This window comes from Thalassospira sp. NFXS8, assembly GCF_040148805.1.
Lineage (GTDB): Bacteria > Pseudomonadota > Alphaproteobacteria > Rhodospirillales > Thalassospiraceae > Thalassospira.
The window spans coordinates 1260413-1281185 of the sequence record NZ_JAGEMF010000002.1 but is presented as its reverse complement, the minus strand read 5'-3'; the positions used below and the strand labels follow the sequence as shown (position 1 = coordinate 1281185).

Sequence of the window (20773 nt, the reverse complement as noted above, 5' to 3'; positions counted from 1 at the left end):
GCAAAATGGGTCGCAAAAATAGTGCGCGTTGTTTACGCGCCGCACCTTTACCGGTCAAGCACAAAAAACAATGGCCGAAACACCCAAAGGGCATTCCGGCCATTGCCGCAGATCGCGCATTGCTCCGGGGATTATGGAGAAACGCTGCGAACCTGTGCCATCATCACAGCATCATGCCACGGATGGTAAAGAATAGAAGGGCACCCAAAAATGCCCCTGCAGGCACCGTTACAATCCATGCTGTGGCAATGGTCAGGGCATAACGGCGGCGCACCAAAAGGCGTTTGTGCAATTTGCGTTCGGCCCGGTCGGCCAGGGCCGGGTCCATCTGGCGCAGGGCTTCGATATCCTGCTTTTGCGCGCTAAGGCCGCTGCCCTCACCAATCAGCATTGGCGCATCCTGCAACCGGCGACGATGGCTTAGGGTTTCCCGCAGGAAGCCGACACCAAACACCGCACCGACCGCAATGTGGGTTGAACTGACCGGCAGGCCAAAGGCCGATGCGACAATAACGGTTAATGCCGCCGACAGGGCCACCGTATAGGCGCGGATCGGGTCCAGCTTGGTAATTTTGCTGCCAACGGTTTTGATCAGTTTTGGTCCGAACAAAATCAACCCCGCCGAAATACCCAGCGCCCCGATCACCATCACCCAGATCGGAATGGGTGCCGAGGTCACAATTTGGCCCTGATCAACACCGGATACGATTGCCGCAAGCGGCCCAATCGCATTGGCAACATCGTTTGAGCCATGGGCAAAAGACAACAAGGCCGCCGACACAATAAGGGGAATACGAAACAGCGAAGCGATTTCCTTGCGCCGTCCGGTCATATCGGCCGAGGCGCGAAAGACCGCCTTGCGCACCGGCCACAAGGTCAGGGCAAAAGCAGCAACACCAATTAAAATGATGGTGAATGTATCGGCCTTCCAGATCTTTTTAATGCCCTTCATCATCAGATACATGGTGAAAGCAGACACCATGATACTCACCAGAAGCGGCACCCATTTACGCGCCGCCGTTACCCGGTCAGGCACATATAAAACCTTGAATTTGATAAAGGCCAAAAACCCGGCGGCAATCACCCCGCCCAGTACCGGCGAAATTACCCAGCTTGCCGCGATGGCCCCCATATTGGACCAGTTCACCGCGTGGGTGCCCACAGCGGCCATACCGGCCCCCATCACCCCGCCGACAATGGAATGGGTGGTGGAAACAGGTGCGCCAAGATATGTCGCAAGATTAAGCCACAGGGCCGCTGCCAGCAGGGCTGCCATCATCACCCAGATAAAGGTTTGGGCATCGGGCATTTGGGCAGGGTCGATAATACCGTTTTTAATGGTACTGACCACATCACCGCCGGCCAGAATCGCCCCGGCCGCCTCGAACACCGCTGCCACCAGCAACGCCCCCAGCATGGTAAGCGCACGCGAACCGACAGCAGGACCAACATTGTTGGCAACATCGTTGGCACCAATGTTAAGCGCCATGTAACCGCCAATAACAGCGGCAGCAATCAGGAAGCCACTTCGCGGCAGCCCGCCCATGTGAAAGGCAACAAATGCGCTGCACGCCAGCAGAAAAACAAGCGATAAACCCAGTTTTGCACTGAGCGAGGCTGTTTCACCAACACCGGCGTCCATTCGCCGCTGCCATTTCAGGTCTTTATCGAGCGCCGTCTTTTTCGCGACCATAGCAACCATAACCTTTGCAGGGGAATCGACGGGCGGATCATGTCGAAGCAATCACCATTTGTTAAGGTTTTTTTGCAGATTTATGAACATGCCGGCATTGCAAGCCCGCCCCAAATACAAAAACAGCCCCGAAACCGGAGCTGTTTTTGCTGTTTCAATCATTTTCGGCCCGAAAATTTAGCGGCCAAACTGGTTCAATAATCCCTTGAGAACACCTTTGGCGGCATCCTTGGCCTTGTCCCCGTCAGACTGGCTTTCGCCGCTATCGGACTTTTTGTTGCCCAATGCCTTGCCCAGCAGGTTTTCCAGGGTTTTAACCGCCACCTTGTCCATACGGCCACTAATTGCGGGATCGTCGATTTTACCTTTGGCATAAACACTGAATGGCGGCAGATCGTTGATTTTTTCGGAAAAATCAAAATCAGCCTCGGTATCCATAATCCATTTTGGCAAATCAAGCGTCGCGTTGGCATCGGCGGTGCCCACACGTGATGTCGCATCGACACGGGTGGTTTTGGCAATACCGTTGGTAATTTGCAAATCGGCATCCAGCGTCCGCAACAGGTCGTTATTACCAACGCCTTCCACCACCATGGCTGCCGGCCCCTGACGCAGCAAGGCACGCAGGTCCAGCTTGGGATCGGTTGATCGTTTGCCCGCATTGCTAAAGCGAATGTCTTTAAGCATGAAATTCGCTGTGCCGTTTAATGCCTTAACCAGCGCACGCGAGGTATTGCCGGTTGCCGTTACCGTAAATTTGGCCCCTGCCGTACCTGTCACATCATCATTGGCAACCCGGATCGGGAAAACCCTGGCAACATTTGCGTTATCCAGCGTCCCGGTCAAATCCAGCTTGGGGGTGTCCTTGCGGGCATCAAACGTCCCCGAAACATCCAGCGGACCATCACCAAGTTTGCCGGTCAGCTTGTCGATCGTCACCAGTCCCTGATCCATCTTTACCGACAGGTCCGGGTTCACCAGCGAGAAATGATCGTAGTCCAGCTGGTTCAGCGCAATGGCAATGGTACCGTCAATCAGACGCAAGGCTGAAACGTCGATCACGTTATCATCCCATGGGGTGCCATCGCGGGCATCAACACGGGTTAACAATTCATTGTCAAATGCGGGCAATGCCGCCCGGCGCATCCCGGTACGCGGCACATCAAGTGCCGCCCGTTTCGATGCCGGTAAAAACGGATCAACCTTTAACGTGCCGCCCTTCAGACTGACATCAAGTTTGGTCCGCTCGCCCGTTGCATCCATTTTAACTGTGCCACTGGTTTCAAATGCCCCAATGGCCAGTTTGGCAATATTAACGGCAACGTTTTTGGCATTCCCATCGACTGTGCCTTGCAACGCCAAACGGCCCAGATCACCCGACGGCTCATATGTAGGGGCCACCAGCGGCAAGGCCCGGTTAAGGCTGCCTGCCTGTGCGGTAATATTGCCTTTAAGGCCAGGCGCATCCCCTAACAGGTCTTGTAACTGGCCTTTCAGGGCCACCTGCATGGTCGAATTTGACAGGCTGGCATCCAGGTTTGGCCCGGTAATGGCACCGTTAAGGGCGACATCAACCTTCATCGACTTATAATTTGCCGCCGGGGCGGGCAAGGTGATGCCGGTTAATTTAACAAACGGTTCCAGGTTTTTAGCGGTCACACCCAGTTTCAGGTTTTTAAATTCCGGTACATCCTTTTGCCCCAGAAAGCCGCCACTCCCCTGAAGCGACATCCCTGCCGCATCGGCCACGGAAAGATTTTTAAGGGTGATGTCAGGGCCGTTAAGGCTACCTTCCAATGCAATACCCCGAATGGCGACACCCGATGATATGACTTCATCCGCACCAATCCGGTAATTGGCGGCAAGGCCGTTTAAGGGTGCCAATGCATCGTGGATGGTTTTAACCAGATCCTGCTTTGCACCTTTTTGTGCCCCTTCACTTGCCGCCTCGTCGGGGCTGGCCGTTGTGCCATTGGCAGCCGCATCACCCGTGGCGGGTTTCGCCGCCGAGGACGCGCCCATATATTGATCAAGATTGATTTTATCAAGCTTAAGCCCGATACCAAGGGCGGGCAGACCTTCACTGTCAAGATTGGCAACAATCGCCCCGCGAACTGCGGTATCGTCCAGACGCATATCGACATTATTGATATTAATCTGGTCCGGTGTGCCTTTTAACCCGCCGGTCAACGAGAAGCGACGCAAGCGGTCGGCGCGAACACCATCCACATCCACACCCAGCCAGCGCATCACCGCCCGGATATTTTCCGAGGCAATTTCATAACGCAAATCAGCACTGACTTGCGGTTTCGCCCCGGAAATAGAGCCAAATACCTGCAAATCCGTTCCGCCGGGCAAGCCCGCCGATACTTCGTTCAGGGTAATTTTACTGTTCGCAATGCCCGCATTGATCCGCGCATTGTGAATGGGGGTCTGATTATAAATCAGACTTTCCACTTCCAGATCAATCGATCCGGTCAGATCTGCGGGAATAAGCGGTGCCGTGCCCGCATCGGCAACGCCGTTTTTACGCCCCTGCGCAGGGATGGACTGCCCGTTGGGTTTAGTCGCATCAGGCACATCCGCCGCTGCTTTTTCGGGGGTGGATGCGCTATCGGCGGATGCGTCCTTATGCCCGCCAGATGCATTGGCCAGCGCAATGATCGCATCAAGGTCAAGCTGGTTAAAACGCAGGGCCAAATCGGCCTTCATTTTGGGATCGGTCGCCACTGAAAGCGCGCCGGAACCCCGGGTTTCGCCAAAGCGAACCGCAAGGTCATTCACCGTTACCGCCTTGGCGTTGGCGGCCAGTTTGCCCGACAGGTCAAATTCCTTGGCGGCAATATCGGGAATATCGGCATCATCACCGGCAATGCGCTGGGCTGCCTTGCGCAAATCGTCAAACTTGCCGTTAATTTCACCGTTAAAATCCGGGGCATCGCCCGAAAGGTCAACCTGCCCGCCAACATCAATGCCGCCGTCAACTTCATCAATACCCAAACGAACCGAAACCGGGAACGGTTTGTTCTGGCTGATTTCGCCCAGGTTCAGCTTGAAGGTCATCGGGATGCCCCGATAAAAAACATAGCCTTCACCGGTTGCCGGGCCGTTCAGGCTGTCGGCTTCAACACTTAGGGTCAGGCCTTCAATTTTTTCTTCTGTGCCCGGGGCACGGTAAATAATGGTGGCATTTTCGATCGACAGGCTATCGACGCGAACCGAACTGGCAAGCGAGCTTTCACCCGTATTCTTTGCCGGTGCCGTGTCGCTTCCGGCATCACCACCCGTCGGGGCGTTCTGGTCTTTAGGGGAATTGATTGTACCTGCTTCCGGGCCGTGCCCTTCGGCATTTTTGGGGTCAAACACCAGGTTGCTGGTGCCATCGGCAAAGGTTTCAATCGACACGACCGGGTCAATCAGGCGCACCTGTGTGACCCGAATATTGCCGGTCAGAAGCGGCATCAGCGCAACTGAAACTTCAACTTCCTTGACGGTCACCATGTTTTTATCGGTGGCACCATCGACATTGCCCAGCACGGCATCTTCAACCGAAAGTGCGGGAAACGGCAATAATGACAAGGACAAATCGCCGCGCAATTCAAGATTGCGTCCTGTGGCTTCGTTTACGGCCGTTGTGACCTCGGATTTATAGCTGTTCCAGTCAATCAGCGACGGAATAACCAGCAAGGCAACAATGACCACCACCACAAGGGCGCCAATTACAGCGAGTATCTTTTTCAACGCTTCAGCTCCGCTTTCTTTTTGCGCGCGATCTGCCGGGTCGGCCCCAACAAAATTTTCCCCATAGAAACCATTATCATACAGGCCCTGATTTGCATTGCAGCAGAAAATGGCAATCTTTTGGTTGTTACCCTTTCAAGCCCCCCTGAAACAAGGGCAGCACCGCATTTGTTCCGGCTCAGTGCAGTTTTAACCCTCAAACATTCGTGATGCACAGCGATTACGATCACTGGTTCATAACGCTATGCTGGAAAAACAATTAATAGGTGCTAATATAAACCTCAAATAAAAAACAAAATACCCACCCGGATCATCACCCGCGATGATCTGGCAGGACAAAGAGGGTTGTATCTGCTGAAACGATCATCGCTTCAGCGCAGGGAGGATATATGATGACGGATACCACAGCCTCGCATGTAACGACCCCAACGGCGTCGCACAGCAACGGGGATGCAACCGCACCGGCGGGCTTCACCCGGCACGGCATTGCCATTCGTGCCGTTACCAGCGACCAGTCTGGCAAATGGCTGGAAGCAGGCTGGCGCGATTTCAAACGCACACCTGCCATTGGGCTTGCCTATGGTGCATTCTGTGTTTTAGCAGGTTATATCATTTTACTTAGTCTGTTTCAGTCGGGCCTGCCCTATCTGACCTTGCCTTTGGGGGCCGGCTTTATGCTGATTGCACCGCTTTTGGCGGTGGGCCTGTATGAAACCAGCCGCCGCCTTGAAATGGGCGAAAACGTTACCCTGTGGCACAGCCTGAACGGCTTTCGCCGCAATCCCGGCCAGTTAGGTGCCATCGGCATAATTTTAATGCTGTTCTTTCTGGTCTGGTTTCAGGTGGCAATGTTTCTGTTTGCCCTGTTTTACAACGGCAATGTTCCCCCGCTTGATACCCTGATCTGGCAAACATTTTTTACCCGCGATGCAATGGTGTTTCTGATTACCGGGTCCATCCTTGGTGGCGTTTTTGCCATTACGGTGTTTGCCATCTCGCTGGTCACGATACCGCTTCTGGTGGATCGCGATATCGATGTCATTACGGCCCTTACCCTTAGCCTTCGCGCCTTTCGTGCCAACTGGCGCGTTTTAACCGGCTGGGCAGCGGCCCTTGCCGTGCTGGCTGCCTGTGGCATGGTGGTGTTCTTGCTGGGCCTGGCCGTTGTCATGCCGCTTTTGGGCCATGCCAGCTGGCACGCCTATCGCGGTTTAATCGACACCACAAACGCCGATGCCCCGCGTTTGCGCCGGGTTGTGCCATAAAATATAAAAACACGGGAAGCCCGGTAACAAAGGGCCTTCCCGTGTTAAAAACCCTGGCCGACACCAAAAACGCCCCGTTATAACGGGAAAAGTTCACATGGCCGGCGCACGCGTTTTTTGACAAATTACGGGTGCGTTAAACCTGCGCCATGCCACCATCCACACATAATTCCGCCCCGACAATAAAACCGGCCTCGTCGCTTGCCAAAAACAGCGCCGCACTGGCGACCTCTTCGGGGCGACCAAGACGGCCGGCAGGGATCAAATCGGTCAGGGTTTTTCGCACATCATCCGATACCGCATCAAACATGGCCGTATCAATCGGCCCGGGGCTGACAACATTCACCCGAATGCCCTTTGGGGCCAGTTCGTTTGCCCAACTGCGTGCAAATGCACGAATGGCCGCCTTGCTGGCCCCATAAGTGCCATATCCTACCGTGCCAATCATCCCGGCAATGGAACCGATCAGGACAATCGAACTGCCCGGTGGCATGAACCACACTGCCGCCTGCGCGGCAAATACCGGCGACCTCACGTTCAAGCCAAAAATCTGGTCGAAATGCTCCGGCGTAACAGTTTCAAGTTCTGAATATGCCGATGTTCCGGCGTTGATTACCAAAACATCCAGTTTTCCATATTGTTTACCAATAACAGAAATCTGTTGAGCAATTTCATCCTGGTTAGCAGCATCGGCAACAATGCCAACAGCATTATGACCTATCCCGAGAATAGCAGCATCAAGCGCATCCTGCCGACGACCGGTTATAATAACGCGCGCGCCCTCGCTCGCAAAACGTTCGGCTATTTTAAGGCCAATCCCACTGGCTCCTCCAATGATCAGGGCTGTTTTCTGGGTCAATCTTTCCATCGGAAAACTCCTTTAGTGATGATTGACGCCACGATATATAATGTATATCTAAGGTCAATAATGCACTTAATATAGCGTAGATATATAGGAGTATATCGCCGTGCCCGATGATATCGACGCCCCCTTGATTAACGTCTATCAAACCCGCCCGATACTGGAACAAATCGCCAATAAATGGTCTGTGCTGATTTTAACGGTTTTATGCCCGCGCCCGGCCCGTTTTAACCAGCTCATGCGCCGTCTTGACGGCATTACGCACAAGGCCCTGGCCGAGGCCCTGAAACGGCTGGAACGCAACGGACTTGTGAAACGCGAAGTTCTGCCGACAACACCCGTTGGTGTCGAATATTCGATCACCCCGCTTGGTCTGTCGTTGAAAAAACCGTTCGAGGCCCTTTATGACTGGGCCTTAACCCATGGCAGTGAACTTGAACAGGCACAAGCAGGCTATGATAAAAGAACACAATAATTGTGCCGTGCCCCAAACACTGACAGAGTGAAATTCCGATCATAAATTCAATCTGCCACCCCCCTGATACTCAACCAGCTTTTAAAAGGTAATTCTATGACCGGGCGTCGATTTTCAGCCTTCCTGTTCGATATGGACGGTACAATTATCAACAGTATCGAGGTTGCCATTGACGCCTGGAGCCAATGGGCCGTTCGCCATGGCCTTGATGCTGCCGAAGTAACAAAAGCCATGCATGGCGTGCGCGCGGCTGAAACCATTGCCCGGTTTGGCCCGGCAGGCATTGACATCGACCACGAGGTTGCCTTGCTGACCGATGCCGAATTTAATGCCGTTGATAAAGTAAAACCCATTGCCGGTGCGGCCAGGTTTTTAACAGCCCTGCCCCGGGATCGCTGGGCAATTGTCACGTCATCGCCGCGCCGTCTTGCCTTGCAACGCATTACGGCGGCGGGTCTGCCCATGCCCGATATTTTGATCACCGCTGAAGATGTAAATGCAGGAAAACCGGCACCGGACTGTTTTATCGCCGCTGCCGAAAAACTGAACGTTGAAATTTCGAACTGCCTGGTGTGGGAAGATGCCCCGGCAGGTATCGCTGCTGGCAAAGCCGCGGGTGCCGACGTCATGATTGTCACAGCAACCCATGACAGCCCTGATGACAAGGCGGGTGAAACCATTATTGATTATCAAAACCTTGCCTGCGATATCGCCCCTGACGGGACCTTAACGCTTAAGGTGATTGCGTAACCGCGCAGCCAAAAAACTGACACAGGGAAATAACAATGTCCTCAGCTTCATTTCTGGGTCTTCCGGGGCACCTTGCCGGTGGAATCAACCCGCGCGCCGTGATTTTTGGCGCAGGGCACGGCAGCACCTATCCGGGCAAGGATAGCAGCGGTTATGCCATGGCGGCCGATGCCATCCGCGCAGCCAGCCAGGGCGACGCCCCCCTGATTGACCATTGGGATTTTGACCTCGGCGGGCCCCTGTTTGACGGCAAACCGGTAAGCTGCATTGATGCAGGTAACATTCCGACCATAATGCACGAAAATGCAAATAACTGCCGCCTGGTGGAAGCAAAAACCCGCGAAATACTGGCAATGTCTGCCGTGCCAATTTTAATGGGAGGGGACGATTCCCTGCCCATACCTTTTTTCAACGGTTTTGCCGACCACGGACCGATCTGGATTTTGCAAATCGACGCCCATATTGACTGGCGCGACGAATTACACGGCGAACGACACGGTTATTCAAGTCCCATGCGCCGGGCCAGTGAAATGCAACATGTCGCGGGCATGGTGCAGGTTGGCCTTCGCAGTGTTGGCAGCGCACGTCAAACCGAAATTGACGCCGCCCGAAATTACGGCAGCCATTTTGTCACCGCACGCGACATACACGCACATGGCGTGGAAGCCGCCCTGCGCCACATCCCCCAGGGTGCGCAAGTGGTAATCACCCTCGATTGTGACGGGCTTGACCCTGCCATCATGCCCGGGGTGGCGGCCCGCACGCCAGGCGGCCTTGGTTATACACAGGTTATTGATCTGATCGCTGGTGCGGGTACCCGCGCGCGCATTGCGGGGTTCGACCTGGTAGAACTTTATCCACCCGCCGATATTGATGGCATGTCAGCCCTGGTTGCTGCACGCCTGCTGGTTAATGCAATTGGCACGATCGTGCGGCAACGCTAGGTGCCTGTGCCTTTTGCCTGCCCGGCCATCAGAAAATACAGCTCGCACGCGGCGGCAGATATTGCCAACAACATTACAGGATTTTCACACATCCACCGCGTGCGATGTGGCCTTTTTGCCGCCGGGACGCACAAGAAACGTCCCTAACACCACACAGCCCAGCGTAATCAACAATTCAGGGCGTAATTCTTCGTTAAACAGGGCGACACCACCGATCAGGGTCGTCAATGCCATCACATACCCAATCTGGCTAAGATAAACCGGGCCTGCAACACGTTGCAGTTCGAAATGGCACATATACATCAGGGCAGCGACAACAATTTGAACCATGATAATCCCCCAAAGATAGCTCTGATCAATCGATGGAACCATCAGGGTGGCGCGCAGGGTTTCAAACCCAAGGCAATATAGCGCACTTGCCAGCATCATACCTGCCGCCAGCGGCACCGGGTTGGCCCCAACCGGCCAATCAGCCGTGCGATAAACATTGCCCATTGCCAGGCTAAGAGGAATGATCGCTGCAATCAGCAAATAAACCAGCAAAGTGCTATCGGGGGCCGATAATTGTGGCACATATAAAACCAATACGCCCGCAAACCCCGCCATGAGGCCCACCATCCGGCCAAGGCGGGCACGCTCCAGCCCGATACACATGGATAACAGATACGTTATCAATGGCGGCATTGCGGTAAAAACCCCTGCCAGTGCCGCGCCCAAATGCGGCACCATAAAATACCCCACCCCCATTGGCAGAGCCAGACTGACCAGCCCGGCAATAAAATAATAGCGCAAATAACGCGGCGCAAATGACGGCATATCCCGGCGCAAGGTCGAAATAACCAGCAGCACGCCCCCCGCACCAAGACACTGCCAGAATAAATAGGACAGGGGCGAAATACCCGCCCCAACTGCCAGCTTGGCAAGAAGAATGGATGCCCCGCCCAGCATCCCTGCCCCTAACAGCAACAATAGTGCTTTCATTATCCACTCTTTCATTTCGGCCCCTGCCCCAGACACGCGACACGCCACTTTATTTTTTCACGCGATCGCAGTGTTTTTCGGGAACCAAAGCCTTTGGTAATCCTTTTGATAACAGGCAGGTTACCACAGCGTTTTTTAATGATCGTGCCGTGTTTTTGCCCCAATTTATTTCCATTATGGAAATAATAACGGGGACTTTAGGGACAAAATGGACAGATTACGCGGACTGGAATGTTTTCGCAAAATTGCCGAACGCGGCAGCTTTGCTGCTGCTGCACGCGATTTAAACATGTCGCCCGGCGCCATTACCAAACAGATCAATGCACTGGAAGACATGCTGGGCATTCAGCTTATTGCGCGTACCACCCGACGCCTGAGCCTGACCGAAGCGGGCGAAACATACCTGTCGCGTATTTCCCTTATCCTGGATGACATGGATGATGCCAACGAAACCGTACGCGATCTGGGCCATGGCCCGCGCGGCTGTGTGCGCATTGCCGCCCCCACATCATTCGGGGTGATCAAACTGGCTCCGGCCATTGCCCGCCTGCTTAACACCCACCCGGACCTGTCGGTTGACCTGATGCTGGATGACCGTCTTACCGATATTATCGATGAGGGTTTTGACATCGCCTTACGCGTTAGCGAAACACTGGCCGATTCATCCCTGATCGCACGGCGCATTGGCAGTTATTCACGTGTTTTGGTCGCAAGCCCGGCATATCTGGCAAAAAACAACCCCATTACCCACCCCCATGACCTGTTAGGCCACGACTGCATTTTATTTAGCAGTGCGCAGCGTACCGGCCTGTGGCATTTTACCAATCCCGCCAATGGCAAGGAAATGGCTATCGAGGTTGGCGGTCGTTACCGCGTCAATAGCAGCCTTGCAATGCGCGATGTGCTAAAAGAAGGTTGCGGCATTACCTTGACACCGCGTCTGGTTGTGGAAGACCTTATCGCGCGGGGGGATCTTTCCTGTGTGCTGGCGGAATATCTGCCGCGCAACCTTAATCTTTTTGCGTTAAGTGCGCCGCATCGGCACAAACTTCGTAAAATTCGCACTGTTACCGATTTTCTGGCAAAAGAACTTCGTATGGAAAACCGCGATTATGCCCCAAATGACTAACCTGCGTGCCCGATCGCCGCTGGCGGCTCTGTTTTGTGCCACAGCCATCGCCACCTGTGTTACCGCCGTTCCGGCGCTGGCACAGGAAAACACCGCCAAAGGCCCCCAGTCCCAGCGCACCCCGGACGATAAATGGGGCATATCATTATCGGTAGAAAACGACCTGTTTGTTGAAAACAATCAGGACCGGCATTTTACCAATGGTGTAAGGCTGGCCTTTATATCGCCCGAAGACAGCGCCCCTGCCGACTTTTTAAATGTCGCCAAGGAAATTCCGTTTTTTGCTTCGAACGGGCGCATCCGCACCAGCTATGCGCTAGGGCAAAGCATGTATACCCCCAGCGACATCACCATTGCCGAAAACCAGCCCAACGACCGCCCGTGGGCCGGGTATCTCTATGGCAGCCTGGGCTTGCTGTCCGATACCGGCCTTGGCTATGAAGGGCACGAGGATTACGCCCGGATTGATACCCTGGAACTGACATTGGGTGTTGTTGGCCCGGCGTCGCTGACCGAACAAAGCCAGAAATTTGTTCATAAACTGATCGACAGCCCCGAACCCAAAGGCTGGGACAACCAGATCAAGAACGAACCGATCATTGGCCTGTCTTACGAACGCAAATATCGCGGCTGGGCCAAACAGGAACTTCTGGGTGTTGAAGCCGATTTAACCCCAAGCACCGGCTTCACCCTCGGCAATGGCTTTACCAATGCCGAAATTGGGGCAATGGCCCGGGTCGGCTTTGACTTACCCGCCGATTACGGCCCCCCGCGCATTCGCCCCAGCCTGCCCGGATCGGACTTTTTCAAACCCGATACCGACGGCTTCCCGCTAAGCGGTTATTTATTTGCCGGGGTTGTTGGCCGGGCTGTGGCACGTGACATCACACTGGATGGCAACACATTCGCCGATAGTAATTCGGTCGATAAAAAACCGCTGGTTGGTGATTTGCAGGTTGGTTTTGCCGTTATTGTTGGCCAGGCCCGCATTACCTATACCCATGTGTACCGAACCAAGGAATTTTACGGCCAGAACGGCACCGACCAGTTTGGCGCCCTTTCAGTCTCCATGCGATTCTAGCCTTGTACAGAACCGTATAAAAAACGGCTTGACTTAAAGCACGCTCTAACCCCTAGCGTCCTTTGCGTAAACGCGGGAAGGAAACGCCATGAAGATTGGTCAACTGGCAAAAAGCAGTGGTTTATCGGCCCATACGCTTCGTTATTACGAACGTATCGGGCTGCTGCCATTCGCGGATCGCGATGCATCGGGCCAACGTGATTATGATGAAACAATCCTGATCTGGATTGAGTTTTTAGGGCGGTTGAAAAACACTGGCATGCCCATTCGTACCATGCTGGCCTATGCCAATATGCGTAACAATGGTCCTGCCACCGAAAAAGCCCGGCATGATCTTCTCGTCGCCCACCGGACGCACGTGCAGGCCACGATCGAAAATCTTCAGGCAAACCTTCTCGTCCTTGACACCAAAATCGCGGGCTATGCCGCGACCCTGCAAAGGACGCAAGATAATGACACATCAGCCCAACCCGGCACAGACAAGCCCGACTACCGAAACCCGGTTCCAACGCGGCCAACTCGCCCTGGCACAAATCGACGGTGAAGGCGGACAAAAAGTTGTCGATGCCCTGGCCGACATCGCCCCCGATTTCGCCCGTTATCTGATTGAATTTCCCTTTGGCGATATTTATACCCGGCCCGGCCTGTCCGTGCGGGATCGTGAAATCGCCACCATTGCCGCCTTAACCGCCATGGGCACCGCGACTGCGCAATTAAAGGTCCATATCGCAGCGGGCCTCAATGTAGGGCTTACCCGCGACGAAATCGTCGAAATCCTAATGCAGATGGCGGTTTATGCCGGCTTCCCTGCCGCCTTGAATGGGCTTTTTGCCGCACAGGATGTGTTTGCAGAGCAAACCCAGGCAGCTTAACCCACCCCAATACACCCCACATACAAACGCCGCCGGACATAAGGTTCCGGCGGCGTTACACCGCTCGACCGATGCGCTGCATCGCTCAGCGCGCTGTGCCTTGCCGAACGGCAAGCCAAATTCGAACAAAATGGGTCATATTAAAGGAAACATGCTTTATTAGCCCGCATCATGGCGATGGTATCGGGGCCGTGTTCGGCCTCCGTTTGCCATAGCCCGATGGTACATGTAAGGGTCGACGCATCGCAATCTTTGCAAGTATCGCTACTAACTCTTCATCAACGCAGAATGATCATATAAATATCAATCAATCATTTCCAGGCAATAAATCGATCAAAAAATCACGTGCAATTGCAGCGTCCGCCCGCCTTGAACTCGGATGGTAAGTTCTATAGGATTTTATTAACTGATCCTCAAATCTCAAGTCAAAACTCCACAACTGCTCATTTGACAAACCAGCATCACAGTAATTTTTTCTATTGATGCACACATTATTTTCGCCATCAATAGGGAAAAACTTTCGGCGAGTTGCGACTGACGCACCGCTAAGCCCATTGGCAAACACAATAACGTCAGGACGAAGTATTTTAATTTGCATCTTCAACAACTTCTCAGACAAACACACAATGCCGTCAAAAACGGGAGATTTTTGAGGTATGGATTTTTTAAATGAAAGACAGAATAAATTGGAATATATCAACCCTTCTTCTCCTGACTTCTTTGCCACACTTCGAGTAAAGTTGTGAAAAGACCTCCCCTTAGAGTTCTTCCTTTTAAATTGAGAACGAAAAAAAGCATCGTGTTTATCTAAAGCTGAATCTACATAGCTTTGTCTTCCAAAAAAACTACCATCTTTACCAATAACATTCCAAGATTTAGGCTCTCGACCTACAATCATGATTTTGTTCTTTGCCTGTTGATATTCAGGACGAACAGAAGTTAAAAAAATACCAGATAGCCCTTGTTTTACCAAACTGTTCAAGTGATGAGGGTTAATCCAAGAATCGTCTATCTCGTTGAGAATCTCAACATAACCTTCTTTTAATTCTTTGTTTTTAGTCATTTCAACATCCTTACGGCGACACAAAAACATTCCAAAAAAATTAACCTCTCAATATATAAATCAAATCAACACAAAAAAGATAAATTTGCAAATACACATCAAGCCGTACCAAAATAAAAACCAATTCAATCCCGCAAAAAAAACGCCGCCAGGCAGGAACCGGCGGCGTTTTGCATCAAAAGAATTTTAAATTAGTTTCCCGGAATAAGTTTACCCGGGTTCATCAACCCTTTGGGGTCGATGGCGTTTTTAATCGCCCGCATTACGGCAATGGTATCGGGGCCATGTTCGACCTCCATAAAGTCCAGCTTGCCATAGCCAATGCCATGTTCGCCCGTACAGGTGCCACCAAGACGGAGCGAGCGCATCACCATGCGTTCATGCAAACGGTGGGCTTCGGCGACTTCCTCGGGTTTGTCCGGGTCCAGCAAAATCAGGGTATGGAAATTGCCATCGCCCACATGGCCGACCATGGTGCAGGTCAGGATCGAGGCATCGCAATCCTCGCGGGTTTCCATGATGGCTTCGGCCAAACGTGAAATCGGCACGCAAACGTCTGTCGACATGCCGCGTTTGCCCGGCTCAAGCTGCAAGGCGGCATAATAGGCTTTGTGCCGGGCGGCCCACAATTTGGTGCGATCTTCAGCACGGGTTGCCCACTGGAAGCCCTCGCCGCCAAATTCCTCGGCCACCGATTGCACAAATTCCGCCTGTTCCTTAACCCCGGCTTCGGTGCCGTGAAATTCAAAAAACAGGGTTGGTTTTTCTTCATAGGTCATTTTGGAATAGGCATTAACCGCACGAATTTGCAACGCGTCCAGCAGTTCAATCCGTGCCACCGGAATACCGGCCTGAATGGTCATGATCGTGGTGTTTACCGCCGCTTCGACCGAGGGAAAGGCACAAACTGCGGCTGAAATGGCTTCGGGGATACCATACAGTTTCAGACCAATTTCCGTGATAACACCAAGTGTCCCTTCGGAGCCAACAAACAACCGGGTCAGATCATAGCCCGCCGAGGATTTGCGTGCCCGATGCGCGGTTTTAATAATTTTGCCATCGGGCGTTACCACCGTTAGTGACAAAACATTGTCGCGCATGGTGCCATAACGCACCGCATTGGTGCCCGAGGCACGGGTGGCCGTCATGCCCCCGATCGAGGCATTTGCCCCCGGATCAATCGGGAAAAACAGGCCGGTATCGCGCAAATGTTCGTTAAGCTGTTCGCGCGTTACACCCGCCTGCACCCGGCAATCAAGGTCTTCGTTATGGATTTCCAAAATCTGGTCCATTTTGGAAACATCAATGCAAATACCGCCTTTTAACGCGGCAACATGCCCTTCTAATGAAGACCCGGTGCCAAAGGGAATGATCGGCACATCATGTGCCGCACATAGCCTGACCGTTTCGGCAACTTCTTCGGTCGAGGTGGCAAAAACCACTGCATCGGGCGGCGATGCATCGTGCCAGCCCTCATCCTTGCCATGATGATCAAGAACGGCCTGTGCCGTGGAAACGCGATCACCAAATTTCTCGCGCAGGGTTTCAATCAGGCTGGCCGGTACTGCGACCCGTTCATAATGATGATCCGACATGACGTTCCTCGTAAATCTGTATTAAGGCAGGAATCCCACCTGGTATTTTGCGTACCCTACGCCGGGACGATCAAAATTGGTATTACCTTTTAGCTGTTTAACGTAAAAAACCGCCCACGCAAACGTGGACGGTTTATCTGGCACCATCGCAGTCAAACAGCCCGCAAGCCGAAAGACCAAAGACCGTTACTTACCCGTCTTCACATCATAAAACCCCGGAACATTCAAACGGGCGTCGATCTCGACATCATCAAGGTCTTTGTGATTGCGCATATACATATTTGATGTATCGCGGGTCGGCTGGTGATCCCAGGACGTAATGCGCCCCCGCGTCAGGGCTTCATACACCAGCTTGCGGCGTTTCTGGCTGTTGATCACTTTTTTACGGAACGTATCCATGTCCCAGTTTTCGGCCAGTTCGGCGCGAAAGGCGTCGCGGATTTCGCTGTGTTTGGGGTCATCAATAAGGTCGCAAACTTCGTCGGGGTCATTGATCAGATCAAACAGCATATCCGGGTCGGTTTGCGATGCGATATATTTATACGCCCCCCGCCGGATCATGATAATGGGCGACAATGCCCCTTCGCCGCAATATTCACCAATCACTTCATCATGGCCGCCATCGCCCTTGATGTGCGGCATCAGGCTGCGGCCATCAATAGGTTCTGCCGGGGCGGGAACTTTATCATCCCCCACCAGATCACGCAGGGTTGGCAAAATATCGATCAATGATACGGATTCCGAAACCCGTTTTTGCCCTCTGGCCCCCGGAAAGGCAAAAAACAATGGCACCCGGGCCGAGGGTTCATACCACGACATTTTATACCACATGCCGCGTTCGCCCAGCATATCGCCGTGATCGCCGCTAAATATTACCAGCGTATTGTCGGCCATGCCGGTTTCGCGCAAGGTACGCATCAACGACCCGACCAGGCAATCAACATAGCTGATCGACGCATAATAGGCCCGGCGCGCCTTTAACACGTCCTCGTCGGTTACCGGTTCCTGGTCCAGATTATAAACATGGCGCAGGCGTTGTGAATGCGGGTCAAGGTCTTCGGGCTTCATGTTGACATGAGGCGGGTCAATTTTGACCCCGTCATACATGTTCCAGAATTCAGGCCGGGCGTTATAGGGATCATGCGGATGGGTGAAAGAAACTGTCAAAAAGAACGGCCGGTCATCACGGCGTTGATCGCGCGCCACATCATACAAATAACGACGGGCCTCAAACACGGTTTCATCGTCAAAATCCAGCTGGTTGGATCGATAAACCGGGCCAGCCTGCGTCACCGACCCCATATTGTGATACCAGGTCGGGCGGTCTTCAAAATTGTCCCAGTCGCAATACCAGCCATAGTCGGCAGGGTAAATATCGGCTGTTAAACGGTCTTCATAACCATGCAGCTGATCCGCCCCGCAAAAATGCATTTTGCCCGCCAATGCGGTGCGATACCCGGCATGGCGAACATAATGGGCCAGGGTCGGAATATCAGACGCCAGATCCGATGCATTGTCATAGGCTTCGATCCGGCCTGGTAACTGGCCGGTCATCAGGCAAAAACGTGATGGCGCACAAAGCGGGCTGTTGGTATAGGCCGAATCAAATACCACCGCATTTTCAGCCAGGGCATCAAGGTTCGGCGTTTTCACCACTTTATGCCCGTAAAGCGGCATGCAGCGCGCGGCCAGCTGATCGGCCATGACAAACAGAATATTCATCGGCTTCGATGTCATCTTTTTATGAACCCCCTGATTATATGTTTAAAAAACCGCATCACGACATGCCCTGCATTCGTCCGGCCTTGCTGATGTGCGGATCAATTATGCTGGTTTGTTTCACATTTGAATTATTCTTGTGAAGACGGCTTGTATTCATCCCTGCCATCAATAATATTGATGGCATGCGATATGGAAACATCCCGTCCCCTCATGCCCTGATTGCCTTTGAAGCTGCGGCGCGCTGCGGCAGTTTTACCCGTGCGGCACAGGAACTGGGCATTGGCCAACCTGCCGTCAGCCATCAGGTAACCGTGCTGGAAGAACAGCTAAACCAGCCGCTTTTTCGCCGCTTGCATCGGGGGGTGGCCCTGACCGGTGCCGGACAGGAACTTTATGACAGTGTAAGTGCCGCGCTGGGCCATATTGACCAGACAGTCGAAAATATCCGCACCCGGCGCGGATCACGCATCAGTGTTGGCACCGACTTTGCCTTTGCATCCTTTATTCTGATGCCGCATCTGGCCGATTTCACCACCCGTTTCCCTGATATCGAAGTTAATGTTGTCACCAATCAGACCGGGCGGTTTGGCATGGATGAAAATATCGATATCGAGCTGTCCTTCGGGCATTGCGGGCCTGGCGGTATTTTATTGCTGGCCGAACAGGTGGCTCCGGTCTGCAGCCCCGCTTTTCTGGCCCGGTATGGCTTTGCCCAAACGCCCGATGCTTTATGCAAAATGCCGTTGCTGCATCTCGACAGTGAAATTAAAAATCGCTGGTTTAACTGGGAAAGCTGGCTTCACGCTGCCGGGCACACGCCAGCAACACCTCTAAGCGGCCACCGGTTTAACACCTATTTGCTGGTTTTATCTGCAGCCCTTTCCGGTCAGGGCGTTGCCCTGGGCTGGACAGCATTGTTACAGCAACATTTGCAAAGCGGACAACTGGTACCGGCCTGCCCCATTACCCTGTCATCGGAACGCGGTTATGTTTTAACATCGCGTTCAGCCCCCCGGCGGCAAAGCCAGGTCACTGCCTTTGCCAACTGGGCACGGGAAATTATCGCCTATGACAATATGAAGCCCTTTGGTACCGCGCCAGAAGATAGCGCACCCGATAATCCTGATGTCGCATAAACAGAAACCACCAGCCATCACCGGTTACTTGCAACTGCCATTTTTATTGAGAAAAACAGGCGCCAATTAACAAATCCAAAAGACGTCTTTTTAACACTAAAACCGCCCAATGCCTGCATTATGCGTCTCGCATTGAGCGGTTAAAGTAATGTCAAATTAAAACCGGACTTCCTTAATCAGAAGCCTTAATATCCAATACCCAGGTTATGCCAAACCGGTCGCGGATCATTCCATATAATGGCGACCAGCCGGAAGGGGACAGAGGATGAACGATCTCTGCCCCTTCGGAAAGACCCGCCCAGTAATCCTTTAGTTCCGCCGCATCACTGCCGCTCACCGAGACGAAAACAGGAATAATTCCTTCGTTATAGGCAAGACTGGAAGGAACGTCATATGCCATGATGTGAAAGCCATCCCTGCTTATGACCTGCCCCCACATCACCTGATCGGCTTCCTGTTCAATTTGAACAGCATGCGCATCTTTATAAGTAACAATGGTAATTTCGCCGCCGAAAACGGACTGATAAAAAGTCAGTGCTTCCTTCGCCTGTCCGCGAAAATTTAAATGAGGTGTTGTTGTTATACTCATTGGCTTATCCTTTTCATGATAAAGTCCAAAGAGTATAACAGGCGGCAACTGACAAATTCCGGCAGTAGTAAATGGCCAAATCAAATCGACTTTTGCAGCTAATGCAGGTGTTGCGCGTGCTTCCATCCCCCGTTACGGCAAATCGCCTGGCCACAGAAATGTCGGTATCCTTGCGCACGATCTATAGAGACATTGACAGCCTGCGCGCGGCCGGTGCACGGATTGAAGGTGAACGCGGCTATGGCTATCAGTTGACAGAAGATTACGCGCTGCCGCCTCAAACCCTTAATCGCATCGAAATCGAAGCATTGGCACTGGGATTGGGTGAAATTAAGTGTATTGGCGACAAGACGCTGGCTGATGCGGCTGCATCTGTCCTGGCCAAAATAGCCGCAACGCTACCGGGAGAACGCGAACAGCAACTGTTTCACGCCATTTCAAAAATCTACCGCCCTCAGGCACGCATCACCTTGGAACTCGATATAAAGGCCATAAGACACGCCTGCTGGATCGAACAGGCGTTGAGGTTGGAATATGCTGACGGTAACGGCGATTTAAGTTCGCGTATCGTCTATCCCCTGTCGCTGATGTATACGGAACATACCCTTACTATTTTAGCCTGGTGCTGCAAACGCGAAAATTTCCGCATGTTCAGGGCTGACCGAATAAAATCTGTCGAAAGCACCGACATCAGCTTTCGCCCCCGCAGGGTCACAATGCTTAACACATATCTGAAAATACTCGCGGAAAGCCCCCAATAACCTGCCGCGCCAGCCGCCAGCCGCCAGCCGCCAGCCGCCAGCCGCCAGCATAAACGGGCACCGGGCTGTTGCCCCTTCACAATAGCTGCGCATTTTCGTAAACCACCGCATGTA

At 53.0% G+C, this 20773-nt stretch carries 18 protein-coding genes; 10 read left to right on the top strand and 8 right to left on the bottom strand.

The window, feature by feature from the left end:
* Positions 1-163: 163 nt before the first annotated feature.
* Together J4E05_RS14910 and J4E05_RS14905 are read right to left on the bottom strand one after the other, a co-directional pair.
* A complete protein-coding gene (locus J4E05_RS14910; protein ID WP_085587791.1) occupies positions 164-1693 on the bottom strand; it encodes an inorganic phosphate transporter in 1530 nt (509 codons plus the stop codon).
* A gap of 177 nt (positions 1694-1870) precedes the next feature.
* The gene (locus J4E05_RS14905) at positions 1871-5434 is read right to left on the bottom strand and encodes an AsmA family protein (RefSeq protein WP_349596981.1); all 3564 of its coding nucleotides are present in this window, start codon (positions 5432-5434) and stop codon (positions 1871-1873) included.
* Positions 5435-5823: 389 nt separating this feature from the next.
* Here J4E05_RS14905 and J4E05_RS14900 point away from each other — a divergent pair, with 389 nt between their 5' ends.
* Positions 5824-6699, top strand: a complete 876-nt coding sequence (locus J4E05_RS14900; RefSeq protein WP_246832821.1) for a DUF2189 domain-containing protein — start codon at positions 5824-5826, stop codon at positions 6697-6699.
* 136 nt (positions 6700-6835) lie between these two features.
* Here J4E05_RS14900 and J4E05_RS14895 read toward each other — a convergent pair whose 3' ends face one another.
* The gene (locus J4E05_RS14895; protein WP_349596979.1) at positions 6836-7567 is read right to left on the bottom strand and encodes an SDR family NAD(P)-dependent oxidoreductase; all 732 of its coding nucleotides are present in this window, start codon (positions 7565-7567) and stop codon (positions 6836-6838) included.
* A gap of 100 nt (positions 7568-7667) precedes the next feature.
* Here J4E05_RS14895 and J4E05_RS14890 point away from each other — a divergent pair, with 100 nt between their 5' ends.
* The 3 genes from J4E05_RS14890 (at position 7668) to J4E05_RS14880 (ending at position 9730) form a co-directional block, all read left to right on the top strand.
* Entirely contained in the window at positions 7668-8036 is a 369-nt protein-coding gene (locus J4E05_RS14890) for a winged helix-turn-helix transcriptional regulator (protein ID WP_246832822.1), read from the top strand.
* Between the two features lie 96 nt (positions 8037-8132).
* The gene (locus tag J4E05_RS14885) at positions 8133-8786 is read left to right on the top strand and encodes an HAD-IA family hydrolase (protein WP_349596976.1); all 654 of its coding nucleotides are present in this window, start codon (positions 8133-8135) and stop codon (positions 8784-8786) included.
* Positions 8787-8821: 35 nt separating this feature from the next.
* Positions 8822-9730 carry an agmatinase gene (locus tag J4E05_RS14880; protein WP_349596973.1) on the top strand — a complete coding sequence of 303 codons (909 nt, stop codon included), beginning with the start codon at positions 8822-8824 and terminating at the stop codon, positions 9728-9730.
* A gap of 84 nt (positions 9731-9814) precedes the next feature.
* Here the strand turns inward: J4E05_RS14880 and J4E05_RS14875 are convergent, their stop codons facing one another.
* On the bottom strand, positions 9815-10711 hold the full coding sequence (locus J4E05_RS14875) for a DMT family transporter (RefSeq protein ID WP_349596970.1): 897 nt from the start codon (positions 10709-10711) through the stop codon (positions 9815-9817).
* A 208-nt stretch (positions 10712-10919) separates the two neighbouring features.
* On the opposite strand from J4E05_RS14875, the gene J4E05_RS14870 reads away from it, so the two are divergent.
* The 4 genes from J4E05_RS14870 to J4E05_RS14855 all read left to right on the top strand — a co-directional run bounded on the left by J4E05_RS14870 (position 10920) and on the right by J4E05_RS14855 (position 13793).
* A complete protein-coding gene (locus J4E05_RS14870) occupies positions 10920-11840 on the top strand; it encodes a LysR family transcriptional regulator (RefSeq protein WP_349596967.1) in 921 nt (306 codons plus the stop codon).
* Entirely contained in the window at positions 11824-12921 is a 1098-nt protein-coding gene (locus J4E05_RS14865; RefSeq protein WP_349596964.1) for a lipid A deacylase LpxR family protein, read from the top strand. Before J4E05_RS14870 ends, J4E05_RS14865 begins: the two co-directional genes overlap by 17 nt.
* A gap of 88 nt (positions 12922-13009) precedes the next feature.
* The gene (locus tag J4E05_RS14860) at positions 13010-13465 is read left to right on the top strand and encodes a MerR family transcriptional regulator (RefSeq protein WP_349596961.1); all 456 of its coding nucleotides are present in this window, start codon (positions 13010-13012) and stop codon (positions 13463-13465) included.
* A complete protein-coding gene (locus J4E05_RS14855) occupies positions 13374-13793 on the top strand; it encodes a carboxymuconolactone decarboxylase family protein (protein ID WP_349596958.1) in 420 nt (139 codons plus the stop codon). Before J4E05_RS14860 ends, J4E05_RS14855 begins: the two co-directional genes overlap by 92 nt.
* Positions 13794-14100: 307 nt before the next feature.
* Here the strand turns inward: J4E05_RS14855 and J4E05_RS14850 are convergent, their stop codons facing one another.
* From J4E05_RS14850 to betC, 3 genes are all read right to left on the bottom strand, one after another.
* Positions 14101-14856: a hypothetical protein gene (locus tag J4E05_RS14850; protein ID WP_349596955.1), complete on the bottom strand. Its 756-nt coding sequence runs from the start codon at positions 14854-14856 to the stop codon at positions 14101-14103.
* A gap of 191 nt (positions 14857-15047) precedes the next feature.
* Positions 15048-16451, bottom strand: coding sequence for an FAD-binding oxidoreductase (locus tag J4E05_RS14845; RefSeq protein ID WP_349596952.1), 1404 nt, complete (start codon positions 16449-16451; stop codon positions 15048-15050).
* A gap of 186 nt (positions 16452-16637) precedes the next feature.
* On the bottom strand, positions 16638-18188 hold the full coding sequence (betC, locus tag J4E05_RS14840) for a choline-sulfatase (protein ID WP_349596949.1): 1551 nt from the start codon (positions 18186-18188) through the stop codon (positions 16638-16640).
* A gap of 167 nt (positions 18189-18355) precedes the next feature.
* Here betC and J4E05_RS14835 point away from each other — a divergent pair, with 167 nt between their 5' ends.
* Positions 18356-19309 carry a LysR substrate-binding domain-containing protein gene (locus tag J4E05_RS14835; RefSeq protein ID WP_349596947.1) on the top strand — a complete coding sequence of 318 codons (954 nt, stop codon included), beginning with the start codon at positions 18356-18358 and terminating at the stop codon, positions 19307-19309.
* Positions 19310-19481: 172 nt separating this feature from the next.
* Here J4E05_RS14835 and J4E05_RS14830 read toward each other — a convergent pair whose 3' ends face one another.
* Positions 19482-20024: a VOC family protein gene (locus J4E05_RS14830; RefSeq protein ID WP_349596944.1), complete on the bottom strand. Its 543-nt coding sequence runs from the start codon at positions 20022-20024 to the stop codon at positions 19482-19484.
* On the opposite strand from J4E05_RS14830, the gene J4E05_RS14825 reads away from it, so the two are divergent.
* Positions 20015-20659, top strand: a complete 645-nt coding sequence (locus J4E05_RS14825) for a helix-turn-helix transcriptional regulator (protein WP_349596942.1) — start codon at positions 20015-20017, stop codon at positions 20657-20659. The two genes, J4E05_RS14830 and J4E05_RS14825, sit on opposite strands and share 10 nt — an antisense overlap.
* Positions 20660-20773: the final 114 nt, after the last annotated feature.

Coding starts and splice junctions, on each gene's coding strand:
- J4E05_RS14910 (WP_085587791.1), bottom strand. CDS start 1,693: ATGGTCGCGAAAAAGACGGCGCTCGATAAAGACCTGAAATGGCAGCGG.
- J4E05_RS14900 (WP_246832821.1), top strand. CDS start 5,824: ATGATGACGGATACCACAGCCTCGCATGTAACGACCCCAACGGCGTCG.
- J4E05_RS14895 (WP_349596979.1), bottom strand. CDS start 7,567: ATGGAAAGATTGACCCAGAAAACAGCCCTGATCATTGGAGGAGCCAGT.
- J4E05_RS14885 (WP_349596976.1), top strand. CDS start 8,133: ATGACCGGGCGTCGATTTTCAGCCTTCCTGTTCGATATGGACGGTACA.
- J4E05_RS14880 (WP_349596973.1), top strand. CDS start 8,822: ATGTCCTCAGCTTCATTTCTGGGTCTTCCGGGGCACCTTGCCGGTGGA.
- J4E05_RS14875 (WP_349596970.1), bottom strand. CDS start 10,711: ATGAAAGCACTATTGTTGCTGTTAGGGGCAGGGATGCTGGGCGGGGCA.
- J4E05_RS14870 (WP_349596967.1), top strand. CDS start 10,920: ATGGACAGATTACGCGGACTGGAATGTTTTCGCAAAATTGCCGAACGC.
- J4E05_RS14865 (WP_349596964.1), top strand. CDS start 11,824: ATGCCCCAAATGACTAACCTGCGTGCCCGATCGCCGCTGGCGGCTCTG.
- J4E05_RS14860 (WP_349596961.1), top strand. CDS start 13,010: ATGAAGATTGGTCAACTGGCAAAAAGCAGTGGTTTATCGGCCCATACG.
- J4E05_RS14855 (WP_349596958.1), top strand. CDS start 13,374: ATGACACATCAGCCCAACCCGGCACAGACAAGCCCGACTACCGAAACC.
- J4E05_RS14850 (WP_349596955.1), bottom strand. CDS start 14,856: ATGACTAAAAACAAAGAATTAAAAGAAGGTTATGTTGAGATTCTCAAC.
- J4E05_RS14845 (WP_349596952.1), bottom strand. CDS start 16,451: ATGTCGGATCATCATTATGAACGGGTCGCAGTACCGGCCAGCCTGATT.
- betC (WP_349596949.1), bottom strand. CDS start 18,188: ATGACATCGAAGCCGATGAATATTCTGTTTGTCATGGCCGATCAGCTG.
- J4E05_RS14835 (WP_349596947.1), top strand. CDS start 18,356: ATGCGATATGGAAACATCCCGTCCCCTCATGCCCTGATTGCCTTTGAA.
- J4E05_RS14830 (WP_349596944.1), bottom strand. CDS start 20,024: ATGGAAGCACGCGCAACACCTGCATTAGCTGCAAAAGTCGATTTGATT.